This is a genomic window from Candidatus Woesearchaeota archaeon (assembly GCA_030651135.1).
Taxonomy (GTDB): Archaea; Nanobdellota; Nanobdellia; order Woesearchaeales; family JACPBO01; genus JACPBO01.
The window spans coordinates 658196-672614 of record JAUSCS010000006.1; the positions used below are offsets into that span (position 1 = coordinate 658196).

The following is a 14419-nucleotide window of genomic DNA, read 5'->3' on the forward strand; positions in this document are numbered from 1 at the left end:
AATGATAATCGAATGGCTTTACAGTCTGATAAGCGTACTGATCATCAGCTTGATCTCCCTTATAGGCGTTTTTACATTTTTCATAAAAGAAAAAACACTGCAGCAGATATTGCTGTTTTTGGTTTCTTTTTCAACAGGCGCATTATTGGGCGATACATTTATTCATTTGCTGCCGGAAGTTGTCAGTGAATATGGCTTCAGCATTGTTGTTTCGCTTTATATCCTATGCGGAATGCTTGTATTTTTTATACTTGAAAAATTCCTTCACTGGAGGCATTGCCACATCCCGACATCAAAGCAGCATCCGCATCCATTGGCTCTTATTAATTTAGTTGGCGATGGCCTGCACAACTTTATAGACGGCATGGTGATTGCCGGCTCTTATCTTGTTTCTGTTCCGCTCGGAATTGCGACAACGCTTGCTGTTTTGTTCCATGAAATACCCCAGGAAATGGGAGATTTCGGGATTTTGCTGCATGCCGGGCTTTCAAAGAAAAAAGCGCTGTTCTTCAATTTTTTATCTGCATTGATCTCTGTTTTTGGAGCAATTTTAATTTTAGCGATAGGTGGCGCAATAAAAGATCTTAATCTTTTCATCCTGCCATTTACAGCCGGAGGATTTATTTACATTGCAGGATCTGATCTTATACCGGAGCTGCACAAAGAAGTGATACCATTAAAGTCTTTAATCCAGCTCATTAGTTTGGTGTTTGGGATTTTGGTGATGATAGTTTTGTTGTTTCTAGGTTAAATCTCAATCATCTTGCTGATTTCTTCCTTTATCCTCTTCTCAAAATCCGCTATTTTTTCGCCTTCGCCTTTTTCAGCACCAAGAACTTTCATAAGGCTTTTTATCAGGCTTTTTTCTTTCTCCAAAGACAGTCCTTCAACCTTTATCTGGCCTAAATGCTCTTTAATCAGTTTTTCCTCTGTTTCCTCGACTGATGTCACTTCAACCTTTGTTTCCTCAAATTCCCTTGATGAAAGCTTGTTTGTGTTTTTCATCACAAAGTATGCTGATTTTTCATAAAGCTTTTCAAAAATTATTTTAAAATCAATGCTTGACGGCTTTCCTCTCTCTAGCATTCCCTCAAGCCGTATTGTTACGATTGTGTTGTTGAATTCCTTGTTTTTAATCTCTTTCAAAAGCATTTCATTTATTTCTTCAGGTGTTTTATTGTCGCAGTTGATTGTCAGCGATAAAACAGGGCATATTTGTATCGGCTCGTAGCTTAATTTATCATCTTCAACAATGTAGAAGCCTCCATTATGCAGTTTTTCTAATTCAAGGAAGCTATTGGGAAATAATGGGCCAGGATAAGCTATCAATCCATAATCCTTTTCTTTTTTTTCAATTACCTCATGGACATGGCCCCCCGCATAATAGTTGAAGTTTTTCGGCAATAATGAAAAGGGGATTGATTCCATGGCTTCCAGATCTTCTGTTTTCAATTCAGTCAGTGCAGTATGAAATACAAATATCTTGTAACCCTGCTCTTTTTCAAGGGCGGCCCTGTCAAGCAGTTCGTAATAGCCCTTTTCCAAAGTTCCTTTTTTTCCCAGCAAGCCTGTAATCTTTGCCCCGGTTTTTGGATCAACTGTAAACTTTAATCTGAGCTTTCCATCTTTTTCTTCCCCTCTTGCAGCATTTATGAACAGCCCGGCTTCTTCCAAAACATCAAGCATTGTTTTTCCTGAAGGTGAGAAATCATGGCTGCCTGCTATGATGTAAACCGGAATGTTTTTGTTTTTTATTTCCTTTAACTTTTTAACAGCTGTTTTTAAATTATCAATCGCAGGCAGTGATGTGTTGAAGAGATCGCCGGAGATTATAATGAAGTCAACATTCCGTTCAATGCAGAGGTCCATTGCCTTTATGAATGCATTTACAGAAAGATCTCTTAATTTCGGCTCTCTCCATGATCCTATGTGCATGTCTGCTAGATGGGCAAATTTCATCTTAGGTATTTTCTTATTTCATCAACACTAAATTGTCCCGCTGTTGTTTTTTTATCTTTGCTTAATGCAGCAAACGTCAGATAATTTTTTGGATGAATTCTTGTTCCTCTTCCTAATTCACCAATGCTGATTCCTATTATCGGCTTTTTTGCAAATCCAATTAACTGCATCATTCTTTTTACATCATCATATGTGTTTGCTTTAACAGCTAACTTTGCAATGTCTGCGCCCTTAGCTGTAATTCTTTTATAAATTTCTCCGAGATTTTCAGGTGTTTTATTAATATCATGATATGCCACAATTAATTTTGTCTTATCTCTTCTTAACAGATGAAAATAATTCAGCTCAACAGTAACATAATCCACGCCAAGATCGCATGCTTTCTGCAAATAAGCTGCTCTCTCATTCTCGCTGCCTGAAAACCTTCCGCCTTCTTTCTTAGGCATACAGGTTAAAATAACTGGCTTTTCCGAACATTTTAAAAGTTCTTCTAAATCCTGTTTTTTTAAATAATCAAGCCTGATTTCAACAATATCTGCCTTTTCTGAAGCAATTTTTATACTTTTTATAGCTTCCTTAATTGTTTCTTCTCCAACAGATACAGCAACTAAGGTCATTGCATATTCACTCCGCTAAAATCATTCTTTATCTTGCTTTTATTGATTAATGTTTCCTTTACAACATCTTCAAAAAGCGGGATCTTTACGGGAGTTGCGAATTTTGTGAAGTTGCTCGTTATCAGTGCCTCGCCTTTGTCAAGCGATGCTATATTCCTATCATCATCACTCAGATCCTGCGATGCAGACTCAATTACAGCAAGCCTTTCGCTTTTCATCTCTATGCCGAGGATTATTTTTGTGTTTATATTGGCAAGAATTTCTTTTGGAATCAATGATGGAAGCTGTGTTATCGCAACCAAGCCTACTTTAAACTTTCTTCCTTCCCTTGCAATTGTTGAAAATATATTCGGGCCTTTTTCAAGCACATCCCTGCCAAGAACGCGAGGTGCTTCTTCCAGAATAATTGATATTATCGGCTTATCCTTAAGCTCGCCAGTCCTTTTATAGTTCTTGTATTTACTGAATATTTCAGACGCTATCATGCTGCCAATTAATATCTCAACTGCGCTGTCAAAATCTGAAGTGTCAACTATAACCGTCTTTGATTCTTCAAGCTCTTTTACAATGTCTTTTATTGTTGCTGACCCGGCGTTCAATTCAAAGATCCCGGATGTTGTCAGCTGCACTCCGTCCCATTCAAGATCCAGCAGATTCATCAACTTTCTTTTCACAACTCCTACAGTCTGCTCTGCAAATCTTCCTTCAACCAGTTTCTCAAGTATTATTGCTTCAATCCAGCTGCCGCCGTATTTCTTGTTGAACATATCAAGGCAGTCTTTTTGCGGGTCGCTCCAGTCCACAACGCCGTTAAGGTGATGCGGCCTTATTGTTTCAAGATTTATCTTCAATGTCCTGCATCCTGGCGGAGCATCTTTTGAAGTGTAATAAACAATTTTGTCTTTTGAAGGATGGTCCTTTAATCCAAGCTTATTTCTGCCGTAATACTCGTCGTGAGGGTCTAAAACCAGAATTCCGCAGTAATCCTTGTCAGCTGCATTCCACAGCATGATGCTTGTCAAATTAGATTTTCCCCTGCCCGTCGTAGCTGGAATTAAGATATGATGAGCGAATATTTCAGATCCATCAAGAACAATATCAACATCAACAATCTTTGATCCGCTCCTCAATTTTCCGATATACAACGGATTTTTCGGGATGCTGATAAACCCCAAGTCAGATTTTTCAACAGCTCTTGTATTTGAAAAGAAATTCGGCAGCTCTTTGCACAAGCCGTGCTTATTATCTTTTATTGTCAATAAATTTTTAAGAAAAGCTACCCTGTAATTCCTTATGTTTGCGTCCATAAATTCAGCGCTTGCATTTTCTTCAAGGTTCATGCCCGAAATAAGCTCAAGATTCTGCTGCGAGATCTGTGAGCTGTAATTAAGATCATAAACCTGGAGCAATACCTTGCCGCAGTCTATGTCGCCGATTAATAACTCCCCTATTTCAAGGCCAGCTCCAGCTTTCTCCCGCATTATTACATTATTGAAGCTGCCCCCGATAACCATGCCTTTGATCATAGAAGGAGTTATTTCTCTGTTGTTTTTATAGTTTTTGCTTTAAAATATGATTTAGAAATTAAAAAAATAAAAAAAAGAAACAGAAAATTTATCTTCCTCTCGCCATCTTTGCGGCTGATACATTGCCTTTCTTGTCGATGAAGTACAAGTATCCTTTCTTTTTCGTGATGCTGCATTTTGCAACAACTTCAATCTTGGCCTTGCCCTTTTTCTTTCCGCGGGCCATCTTGGCTCTTGCTACGTTTCCTTTCTTGTCCACAAAATACAGATATCCTTTTTCTTTCTTTACTCCAACTTTTGCTATTTGTTCTGCCATTTATACCTACCTCCTTTTATTTTATGGTTAATAAGACACACCCCCTATGATGTTAGTCTTATGTTTTAAATAATAAGCCAGCTTATTTAAATACTTTTCGATTTTACGTCTATAAATCATTATTTTCTCGTCTCGATCTTTATTATTTTGTTGATCTCTTTTGAGGAGACGGCGCAGCCCCTGACTTTCAACCCCCACAATACAGCATCCAGAAGGGTTTTTTCAGGTTCAGGAATTGTTTTTATGATGTATTTATCCAAAAATCCCAATTCATAAGCAACAGCAATCAATTCAACAGACCTTATTATTTTTAGATTTTCAGTTTCTTTTCTGAATTTTGAAAGGGCTTCTTTGTTTATTTCTATCTTCGTGTTTAGTTTGTTTTTCAGCAGTTTTGCCAATCTTTCAGGATTTTCTATCAAAAGCCTGACTGTTCTCTCATCTATTATTAAGGCTTCAGCATCAAGAACAATGGTTGCTGCTATTGACATAGCATCGCCCAAATGGACAATATTGATGTAATTGTTTTGCGCAGTGAAGCAATGATTGGCCAGATCCAGCAGCTCCATTCCCTTGTTTTTTATCTTTTCATTTTCGACGACATTCAGTACACCTTTGTTTATCAGATCCAGCACCTGTATTGCTTCAAACTCGAATCTTTTTGTGTTTAAAGGCCGGTCAACAAGCTCGTATTTTATCATATTTGCTATATAAAATTCACCTTTAAAATTTTCTTTCAGCTTTTCCATGATCCACAATAAGCTGTTAACGCTTAAGCTTATTATCGGGCCGCTGTCAAAAACCAATGATCTCATATCAAGCACCAAAAATATTTCTTGCCAATTCGAGCCTCTTTTTTATATCAGTTATTTTGCCTTCTTCTGTTATGCTGGTCTTTCCTATATAGCTCATCAGCTCCCACTGGGATATACCCAATAGCTCAGAAGCCTGGGCAATAGAAAGTCCATGCTCATACAGTTTGCTGCCTTTCTTTACCTCAGCCTGCTTTATAACCTCATCTATATACTGTTTTAATTTAACATCAACCTTGGAAATTAACTCGAGGATATTCTTAATGGCATCCTGGTATTCTTTTGTTTTATCTTTAATTAAAAGGTCATAAGCATCTTTTAATTTTTTCACTATTTCTGCATCAATGCTGCCTGTTCTCTCCATTATTTTTGACATGGCGTATATTATAATTGCAATCGAGATGGAATCCCTGTCCTGGAATATGGATGCATTATGTATTGTATGGTTGCTTATCTTTTTAAGATCAACAAAATTTTTTTGCCCTATAAGAATAAGTCCGTCATCAATGATCTTAAGTATGTCTTTTTTGACTATCTTATTCATAAGTTAATTTTTTAATTTTGGATTATTTAAAGGTTATTGTTTTAAACCCGCTAGTTAGAATTCAAACTATTACTTTCTTGCTCTTCTTCTCTTCTCGCGCTTCATTCTCTTGCGCTGCCACTTCCATCGCATTTGCCTTTTCTTCTTCCATCTACGTGAGCTTCTTTTCATAGCGTTCGAAATAAGGGGTTTCTATTTAAATGTTTTTATTTTGTTAAGTGCACTTTTTAACTAATGAAAGCGCCGACTATGGCGGTGCGACGGATATTTTCCTGCGGAAAATGTCCTACGCGACAGCCCGTAGGGCGCAACCCCAGTCGCGCCGCACGCCACGTCGGCGCTGACCTGACGGGGGATGTCCCTTACGGGGTGGCAGGTAGCACAAGCGAATGTAATGAGCTTGTGCGTCAGCCGCCGTTGTGGTGGCGTGCGGCTATGAAGTTTAAAATTTTACTTTACATATTTTGCATTTATCCGCCAAATCACCAAAATCTTTATATATTAGTTATTATTATGAAATGGAAACAATAGATAATTACTTCAAAATGGGGTGGAAACATGAGGGGTGTAAGATATTTAATTTTGTTGAGTGTAGTTCTACTGTTAGCTGGCTGCTATAAATATCCAGATTATTTTCCTGGATTGGTTCCTGCTTCGAATGGAACAGGCATTATAGCGCCTTTAAATGCAACGCCGCCAGTAAGTGAAGATGTAACCGCAAACATAACTCCTCAGCCTGAAGAGCCCCCGCAGGAGCTGGCAGCATTGACAACTATTTCAGTCAGCGAAGGCGATTTAGTGAAGCTAAAGCTTGTTGCAGCTGATCCAGACGGCGATGCCCTAACATATACCTATGGCCCGCCATTGAACGAGAAGGGAGAATGGCAGACAAAATTGGGTGATATGGGGGAATACAGGGTGACAATAACAGTTTCTGATGGAACAACAGGCGTTTCAAAAGACATCACAATAATTGTAAAGAAAACAAACAAGGCTCCAGCAATTACGTCATTCAAGCCTTCTGATTTGATAGCGAACAGCGATGAAGGAAAAACAACTGAATTTAAAGCAGAAGCCACTGACCCGAATAAGGATGCATTGACATATTTATGGAAAGTTGATGATAAAGAAGTGTCAACTAAGGACTTTTACCTGTATGATCTAAGCTATGACTCTGCAGGCCAGCACAAAGTAACTGTCGTCATTTCAGATGGCGCTTTGGAAGCATCGAAGGAATGGATAGTTAATGCTGCAAATATCAACAGGCCGCCAGTAATTCAGGACATGGATCTGATAAAAGTGAAGGCAAGCGAAACAGTTGAAGTAAGGCCTGTTGTGGTTGACCCAGACGGCGACAAGGTTGATATTACAATATCTGCTCCTTTGACAACAGGAACGTGGAAAACCAGCTACAGGGATGCAGGAACTTACACAATAACAGTATCTGCTTCAGACGGCAAGGATATTGCAACAAAGACAGTTGCAATTGATGTTATTGAAAGCAACAAGCTGCCTGTGCTGAATAAGATAGATGACATTTCAGCAAATGAAGGTGATATTGTGAAAATCAACGTAGATGCAGCTGATTCAGATGGCGATGAATTGACAATAACAGTAAGCGGATGGGTGACTTCAACAACTTATCAAACAACATATGATGACGCGTATCCGAAAGGATGCAATGCAAAAGGATGCACAGCAACATACAATGCAAGGGTTACAGTAAGCGACGGCAAGGAGAGTGTCAGCCAGGATCTGAAGATCTCGGTGAAAGATGTCAACAGGCCGCCTGTAATCGGCGACATTACGCAAAGTTAATTTTATTTTTTTTATTTATTTTTATGGGGGTAAGGCGCTAATGAAGAAATTACTTATTGCAATAGTTTTAATGTTAGTATTATCTTTTTCTGTATTCGCTGTTACAAATCTTACAGTTGATGAAGGAAAGCTGCTGAAAGTCAAAGTAAATACTTATGATCCTGACAAGGACAAGCTGACAATAAACTATGCATCACCTTTAAACTCGAAAGGAGAATGGAGGCCGGATTTTAATCAGTCAGGGGATTACAAAAGCTTTGTTTCTGTGTCTGACGGCGAGTTTGTCATCTCAGATGAGCTAAACATAAAAGTCATAGATATTGACAGGCCGCCAATATTTAATCCAGTCAGGATTGCTGCTGTGAATGAGACGCAGGAAGTTTCGTTTGATGCAAGCGCTTACGATCTTGACGGTGATTTTATTACAATAAGCGCAGTAAGCCTGCCGGAAGGCGCAATTTTCTCCAATAATCATTTTTCTATGCCTACAAGCTATGACGCAGTCAAAAAGAACTGGTTTTCCAGATTGATAGATAATCTGCCGTTTGTTAAAATAAGCAAAACATTTGATGTAAAATTAAAGGCAATCGGCAGGACAGCATATTCTGAAAAGAATTTCAAAGTAAAGGTTTATGATGTCAACAGGCAGCCTGTTTTGGCTGCTCTTGCGCCGATAACAGTCAATGAAGGCGAAGAGGTTGTAATTAATCCCTCTGCAGCAGATCCTGACAATGATAAAATAAAATACAGCTACAGCGGATGGATGGATTCAAATAAAAAAATAACCGGCTATGATGATGCCGGAGTGCAGATTATAACTGTAAAGGCATCTGACGGATTTTTATCTGATTCAAAAGATGTTTCTGTAATTGTGAACAATGTAAACAGAGCTCCTGTATTTGATCCGATAAAGAATGCTGCTGTTAAGGAAGGCGATGAGATTATTATCGATCTTAAAGCAGCTGACCCAGATGGCGATGCCCTGATATTTTCCTCTCTAAATATTCCCTATAATTCAACCTTGACTGAGAACAGGTTTATCTACACGCCAAGTTATGACGTTGTAACGCACGAAGATGCCAAAACAAGGCAGAAGAAATTCAATATTACATTCACGGCAAGAGACAGCAGCGGCCTTAATGCAACGCAAAATTTCACATTAACAGTCAAGGATTTTAATAGGGCGCCTGTTATAAATGATTCTGAGCCTAGCGGAGAAAAGATAAAAGCATATGTCGGCGCAAAGGTAAGGTTCAGCGTAAATGCCTCAGACCCTGATGATGACAATCTGACTTATTCATGGCATTTTGGATTTCTGGATACGCGCAAAGGAAAAGACGCAATAACGATGAAGTTCACATCATCAGGGACAAAGAAGATCGCAGTGACAGTTTCAGACGGCCAGACAACAGCGAAGAAAGAATGGATTGTTGAAGTGCTGTCGAAGAAGAAATAATTTATTTCAGCACTTTCCCTGTTTTATTGCTCCAGAACAACAGATCAAGCTCGTCAACTGGTATTTTTACTTTTTTGGCAAATCCTTTTATTTTGTTTTCAATTTCAAGGTATTCCTTTTTGTTTTTGGGCCTTTTGTTGCTTTTCAAAACACCATGTTCCTTTAAGCAGTTCAATATGTGCCCGTCTATTATCGCCAATCCTTTATAGCCGATATTTCTTAAAAAATGCGATGCTTCCTTAAAGCTCAATCCTTTGATGTTTTCAACAAGAAAATCTCGTGCTTCATCAGGATTTTTTGAAAGTCTTTTTAGGTTTTTTAACGCTCTTCTTGCCTCAATTATGTATCTCGACTTATTTTTGTGGAATCTTACATGCCTTATTAACAGATTTTCAAGCTCTTTTTGGCCTTTTTTCAATAAAACATTTTTATTCTGGGAAGTTATAACCTGGATTACCCTCTCTGCCTTGCTCAGCGGAGTGCATAAGCAATAGCAAAGCTCAACAAAAAGTTCTTCAATATTTTTCTTGCCGGTTTTTTCAAATTCGTTTAATCTTTTTTTTATTTCAGAGCTTTTATTCTTATGCTGCTTTTTTAAATGTTTAATTGTTTTTTCCATTTGTCAAATCCCCTGACTTTTCCATTGTAAACTTTAACTAATTCATTATAAAGCCCTTTAATAACATCCGAATTGCTTTCAATGAACCCATCGGCAATATGCTCGTTGAATTTAAACTTTTTGCCGTATGCTGTTCCAATATAGACTTTTTCAAGCTTCAACATAAGATAAGGCGGGCAAAAATTTCTGCCAAGCCCATTTTCAAACTCTACATCAAACCTTCTGCATACATCACTTACTTGTATTATTTTGTCGATAGATATATTATCACCTTTCTCGATAAGCTCCTTTATGCCAGGCAGCCCAATCATTTTATAAACTCTCCAAGCCCTTTCTGAACTTTTTTCTCTTCTTTGAATTCTTTTGGTTTTGTGTTATCAAAAACCGGATATCCATATTCCCCGTCATAGCCTGGCTGTATTTTTATTTTTTCATTTCTGTTGTCGATGATCGCCTTTGCAGCCTTTTCATCAACGATTTTAAGCAGATCTTTCTCTTCAGCATTTAATAAAATATTAAACTCATTCCCAAACTGGGCAATTAAGTCATTGAAAATCTTCCATGTCTTTGCAGTAGCTATCCCGGATCCAATGACTGCAGATATTATCTCTGACAATGGAATTAGTTTTTTGAATGGAACTGCATCTTTTGGAACAAAACCTTCAGGCCTGTCTGCCAGTTCTTCAATGCGGTGCGCCACTCCTATAATCAGTTTTCTGCCGCATTTCGGGCAGATATTTTTGATTTTTATTGATTCTGAGGGAGACATGCACACGTGGCAGAGCCTATGCCCGTTGTAATGGTATTTTCCATAGCCAGGATCAACTTCAACAGTCTCCTTAAATCCTTGTTTTGTTCTTATGGCATTGATTATATTTTTATAAGTTAACTCTTTCAGTTCGAAAACATTTGCTTCCCTTCCAATGCGCCATGGCCAGTAAGAATGCGAGTCAGAGTTTGAAACAAGCGAGAATTTATCTAATTTTGATAATCGCCAGTTCATTGCAGGATCGCTTGACATCCCGGTTTCCAAAGCATGAATGTATTTTGTCTTTTCCATAAAGCATTCTTCGACTGAATCAAAGCCGGACATTGAGCCGAATATCGCGAACCAAGGTGTCCATACATGTGCCGGTATGATCTCAATATCACTGTCAATCTTCATCAAATCATCGACTAATTCAATGCAAGAGTAAGATCCGAAAATCGGCCTTCCGTCTGCTTTCAGCTTGCCTTTTTTCGACAGCAGTTCGTTTATTTGATCAACAACTTCAAAGCTTTTGGCAAGCAATATATTATGGACTTTCCTTAATTTATTACCTTGATTGTAAATATTGCTGACTTCTGCCTGAAGAACAAAATTAAACCCAGTCTTTGTCTTTAAAATGCCTGTTTCATCTTCAGTTAGCTCTTTTTTCAATTCAGCAAGCCATTCTGGATGCGTAAAGTCGCCTGTTCCAAAAACATCTAAGCCTTTTATTCTGGCGTATTTCTCAAGGTTCGGAATAGTAAGATCTTTGCTTGTTGCCCTTGAGAAGCGGCTGTGCAGATGCAAGTCAGCTATTATCATGAGAAACAGGAAAACGCTTTTATATAAAAACGTTCCTACAAAAACTATATAAACAACCCCATATTCAACTATCATAATTCAACTAATCGGAGGTCAAACAAAATGTGTGGAACATGCGGCTGCGGCGGAAAGAAAGGGAAGAAGTAAGTGTTTTTATTGTTACTTAAAAGTAGTTAAAAATAGAAAGATTTAAATACTAGTTCTGCTTAGTGCATTACAGGCAAATATTGCTTTATCACGATGAAAACAAATAAAGCCGCCTGAGGGTTAGTTCTTAAAGCACCCCCGTGTTTGCCCTTAGGCGCTTTTATAATCAAAAATGGCAAAAATACTTATTGTTGAGAATGATGCTGATCTGACTTTCATGTACGTAACAAGATTTGGGAGTATGGGCCATGATGTTCTTGCTGCATCAACTATTGATGACGGGATTAAAATGTATGATGAACAAAATCCTGATTTGATTATCTCAGATTACAGGTTCAATGAGAAGACGGGCAAGGATTTATTTAACTATGTGAGAGAGGGAGATAAAAAAAATGGGAGGCACACGCCTTTTATTCTGGTATCTGGCAAAGAAAGGGAATTCAAACCAGATAAATTCTTGATGAAGCCTTTTGACGGCAAGGATCTGTGTAATGTTGTCGACACGCTTCTAAAAAATAAACATCTTTCTCAAAAATAAAAGGATTTATAAATTCTTTTCATTCTCTGTTAAAAATGCAGCTCGATTATTTGGTGAAGCCATCTAAATCAAACGACAGAAGCTTTGTTCTGTCTAATTCCAGCAAAAAAGACATAAGGGAAAGGATCAGGAAGTCGAGCTATGTTGTTTCAGACCTTGATTACACACTCATAGATTCCCCGACACTCGGCCTTGTTGTGCGCAGGTTTTTTGAAGGCGGCTTCCTGGATATAAGGCAGGATATCTGGGCCGTTAAAGCAGTCTTTCAGTATCTTCTGCACGGAAAAAATGCAGCTCCCCCGATGTGGAGCGAATATCGCGATAAATTCAAATGCGAGTTCAGGCATTACATTGAGTCCCACAAGCCAGCTCTTTCTTTCTATCCCGGAGTTCAGGAATTTTTCAGATCATTGCCAGAAACAACTGAAAAGATGATGGTCACAAGAACATTTCACGAAATAGCAAAGCCTTTTGCAGACTGCCTTGGCTTTGGCGAATGCCATTCTTTTGAAGATGACAAGGTGCTGCCTTTTTTAGAAGGAATAATCCACAGCAGCTATGATGTGCTCATAGGCGATTCAAAAGAAGATGAAAACATTGTAACTGCATTAAAAAAGAGGAGCACCCATCCTTTAACAATCTATGTTGCAAGCTCGCCAAATAGAATAAATGAGAATTTTGAGATAAACATCGGAAGGGATTACAGGGGATTGAACAAAATAATAAATTCTGATTAATAACCTTTAAATATGCCTTAAACATAAGCCGGCTTAGGTTAACATGGATCTGGAAAAATACAGCGAACTGAAAAAAGCCTATGACGCGTATGGAAACTCTCTCTTAAAGCATGGCAAGCTTCTTTACAAGGACACGGAAAAAGGGATCTGGGGCATCACACCTTGCGAAGATATATTCAATCTTTTCATTAAGATCAACTTAGAAAAATACAAAACATTCCTTGATATCGGAAGCGGCGATGGAAGGGCAGTTTTAACAGCAGCATTGTTCGGCATTAATACAGTTGGCATTGAAATTGATGACGAGCTGATAAAGGTTTCAAATGAAATAAAAAATAAATTAAAAATAAAAAATGCCGTATTCTTAAAAAAGGATTTCTTTGGCGAGGATTTCTCAAAATATGATGTTCTATTCATTAATCCGGACAAAGGATTTCATCTCGGGCTGGAGGATAAACTGATAAAAGAGTTAAAAGGAAGATTATTTGTTTATAATCGAATATTCGTGCCAAGGTTTTTAAAAAAGACAAGAATGATATGGGTTGGGCAGATGCCCATAATAGAATACACAAAATGCTAAAAATAAAAGCAGTAATATTTGACTTTGACGGCGTTGTAATAGACTCTCGCGCAAGGGCATTTGAGGTATGGGAATTTGCATTCAAGAAATTCAAGAAAAAGGACGTAAAATTAGACAGAGATTTCTTTGAAGCAGATTATAAGGATCTGGCAAAGAAGATCAACATATCAAAAAATAATTTAAAGGAAGTGGAAAAATTATTTTTTCATTCCAAAACCCCGGTTTATCTTTTCAAAGGCATTAAAAGAATTCTTAACACATTGTCAAAGAAGTATAAGCTGGCATTGGTCTCCAACAATCCTCCAAATAGATTGAAGCAATATGGCATATTTAATTATTTTAAAGCGGTTATTGGAATAAGAAGCGGCATCAGGCTAAAGCCTCACCCGGACATGATTCATTTGGCTTTAAAAAAATTAGGAGCAAGGCCTGAAGAAGCGATGTTTATTGGCGACATGGAAGGCGACATTCTTGCCGGCAAAGCTGCAGGTGTATTCGTCATAGGCGCATCATACGGATTCCATACGCATGTCAGGCTGAAGGGCGCAGATGTGATTATTGATTCGCAAAATGATATAATTCCCACAATAAGAAAAATAGAAAAAGGGCTGCTTTAATTGTAGAAAAGAGCTAAAAAATGCAAAGCGCATTAAAAAAATTTCTTTGGCTAGGATTTGTAAAGTGCGCGATATGATTTAAAAGCCTTCAATGCTATATTTCTGACATCAGCAGGAATGTGCTCTTGATTTAACTCTTCAACAGAAAACCACGCAGAATTTTTAAGTTCAGACTTGTTAACTATCATTTTTTCTGGATTTTTAGTTTTGCATAAATAAAAGAAACAGCAATGGTCGTGATCTCCTACTCTGTGAACATTTGCATAAAAAGGAACAGCCAACTGCTTTACAATGTTGCCTCCCATTGGAATGTCATTTCTGTTCAGGATTTCCACATCCAAACCCAGTTCTTCTTTGAACTCCCTTTTCACAGCATCATCCGGAGTTTCATCTTTTTCAATATGGCCGCCCGGCGGAAGCCACAAATCCAGTTTTTTGTGGTGAATTAAAAGAACTTTGTTATTGTAAAACAAAAAAGCGCCAATTACCAAATCTGTTTTCATGATTGCATAATACATTAATGCATTTATAAATTTATTTAAAATATGGCTGATAAATTTTAA

Annotated in this window: 17 protein-coding genes; 7 read left to right on the forward strand and 10 right to left on the reverse strand. The window is 37.9% G+C overall.

The features are described from left to right. Position 1 precedes the first annotated feature (1 nt). Positions 2-751, forward strand: coding sequence for a ZIP family metal transporter (locus tag Q7J54_04020; GenBank protein MDO8740705.1), 750 nt, complete (start codon positions 2-4; stop codon positions 749-751). Here the strand turns inward: Q7J54_04020 and Q7J54_04025 are convergent. The 6 genes from Q7J54_04025 to Q7J54_04050 form a co-directional block, all read right to left on the reverse strand. Further along, positions 748-1959 carry an exonuclease SbcCD subunit D gene (locus tag Q7J54_04025; GenBank protein MDO8740706.1) on the reverse strand — a complete coding sequence of 404 codons (1212 nt, stop codon included), beginning with the start codon at positions 1957-1959 and terminating at the stop codon, positions 748-750. The genes Q7J54_04020 and Q7J54_04025 overlap by 4 nt on opposite strands. Further along, positions 1956-2576: a type I 3-dehydroquinate dehydratase gene (locus Q7J54_04030; GenBank protein MDO8740707.1), complete on the reverse strand. Its 621-nt coding sequence runs from the start codon at positions 2574-2576 to the stop codon at positions 1956-1958. The genes Q7J54_04025 and Q7J54_04030 overlap by 4 nt, the downstream gene beginning before the upstream one ends. Beyond that, entirely contained in the window at positions 2573-4102 is a 1530-nt protein-coding gene (locus tag Q7J54_04035; protein ID MDO8740708.1) for an ATP-binding protein, read from the reverse strand. Before Q7J54_04035 ends, Q7J54_04030 begins: the two co-directional genes overlap by 4 nt. 88 nt (positions 4103-4190) lie before the next feature. Beyond that, positions 4191-4418: a hypothetical protein gene (locus Q7J54_04040; protein ID MDO8740709.1), complete on the reverse strand. Its 228-nt coding sequence runs from the start codon at positions 4416-4418 to the stop codon at positions 4191-4193. 119 nt (positions 4419-4537) lie between these two features. Further along, on the reverse strand, positions 4538-5233 hold the full coding sequence (locus Q7J54_04045) for a hypothetical protein (GenBank protein ID MDO8740710.1): 696 nt from the start codon (positions 5231-5233) through the stop codon (positions 4538-4540). Between the two features lies 1 nt (position 5234). Further along, positions 5235-5774 (reverse strand): hypothetical protein, encoded by a 540-nt coding sequence (locus tag Q7J54_04050; GenBank protein MDO8740711.1) that lies wholly within the window; start codon positions 5772-5774, stop codon positions 5235-5237. Positions 5775-6332: 558 nt separating this feature from the next. On the opposite strand from Q7J54_04050, the gene Q7J54_04055 reads away from it, so the two are divergent. Together Q7J54_04055 and Q7J54_04060 are read left to right on the forward strand one after the other, a co-directional pair. Further along, positions 6333-7592: a PKD domain-containing protein gene (locus tag Q7J54_04055; protein MDO8740712.1), complete on the forward strand. Its 1260-nt coding sequence runs from the start codon at positions 6333-6335 to the stop codon at positions 7590-7592. Between the two features lie 40 nt (positions 7593-7632). Further along, on the forward strand, positions 7633-9048 hold the full coding sequence (locus tag Q7J54_04060; GenBank protein MDO8740713.1) for a PKD domain-containing protein: 1416 nt from the start codon (positions 7633-7635) through the stop codon (positions 9046-9048). A 1-nt stretch (position 9049) separates the two neighbouring features. Here Q7J54_04060 and Q7J54_04065 read toward each other — a convergent pair whose 3' ends face one another. The 3 genes from Q7J54_04065 to Q7J54_04075 are packed head-to-tail and all read right to left on the reverse strand — an operon-like array spanning position 9050 to position 11237. Continuing rightward, the gene (locus tag Q7J54_04065; GenBank protein ID MDO8740714.1) at positions 9050-9667 is read right to left on the reverse strand and encodes an N-glycosylase/DNA lyase; all 618 of its coding nucleotides are present in this window, start codon (positions 9665-9667) and stop codon (positions 9050-9052) included. Beyond that, positions 9643-9978, reverse strand: coding sequence for a hypothetical protein (locus Q7J54_04070; protein ID MDO8740715.1), 336 nt, complete (start codon positions 9976-9978; stop codon positions 9643-9645). Before Q7J54_04070 ends, Q7J54_04065 begins: the two co-directional genes overlap by 25 nt. After that, on the reverse strand, positions 9975-11237 hold the full coding sequence (locus Q7J54_04075) for an endonuclease Q family protein (protein ID MDO8740716.1): 1263 nt from the start codon (positions 11235-11237) through the stop codon (positions 9975-9977). Before Q7J54_04075 ends, Q7J54_04070 begins: the two co-directional genes overlap by 4 nt. A 319-nt stretch (positions 11238-11556) precedes the next feature. On the opposite strand from Q7J54_04075, the gene Q7J54_04080 reads away from it, so the two are divergent. From Q7J54_04080 to Q7J54_04095, 4 genes are read left to right on the forward strand one after another with little or no spacing between them, the layout of a single operon-like run. Further along, entirely contained in the window at positions 11557-11922 is a 366-nt protein-coding gene (locus Q7J54_04080; protein MDO8740717.1) for a response regulator, read from the forward strand. A gap of 35 nt (positions 11923-11957) precedes the next feature. Beyond that, on the forward strand, positions 11958-12659 hold the full coding sequence (locus Q7J54_04085) for a haloacid dehalogenase-like hydrolase (protein MDO8740718.1): 702 nt from the start codon (positions 11958-11960) through the stop codon (positions 12657-12659). Between the two features lie 43 nt (positions 12660-12702). After that, positions 12703-13239 carry a class I SAM-dependent methyltransferase gene (locus tag Q7J54_04090; GenBank protein MDO8740719.1) on the forward strand — a complete coding sequence of 179 codons (537 nt, stop codon included), beginning with the start codon at positions 12703-12705 and terminating at the stop codon, positions 13237-13239. Continuing rightward, entirely contained in the window at positions 13233-13856 is a 624-nt protein-coding gene (locus Q7J54_04095) for an HAD family hydrolase (protein ID MDO8740720.1), read from the forward strand. The genes Q7J54_04090 and Q7J54_04095 overlap by 7 nt, the downstream gene beginning before the upstream one ends. A gap of 50 nt (positions 13857-13906) precedes the next feature. Here the strand turns inward: Q7J54_04095 and Q7J54_04100 are convergent, their stop codons facing one another. Continuing rightward, complete coding sequence (locus Q7J54_04100) at positions 13907-14359, reverse strand: NUDIX domain-containing protein (protein ID MDO8740721.1); 453 nt, start codon at positions 14357-14359, stop codon at positions 13907-13909. Positions 14360-14419: the final 60 nt, after the last annotated feature.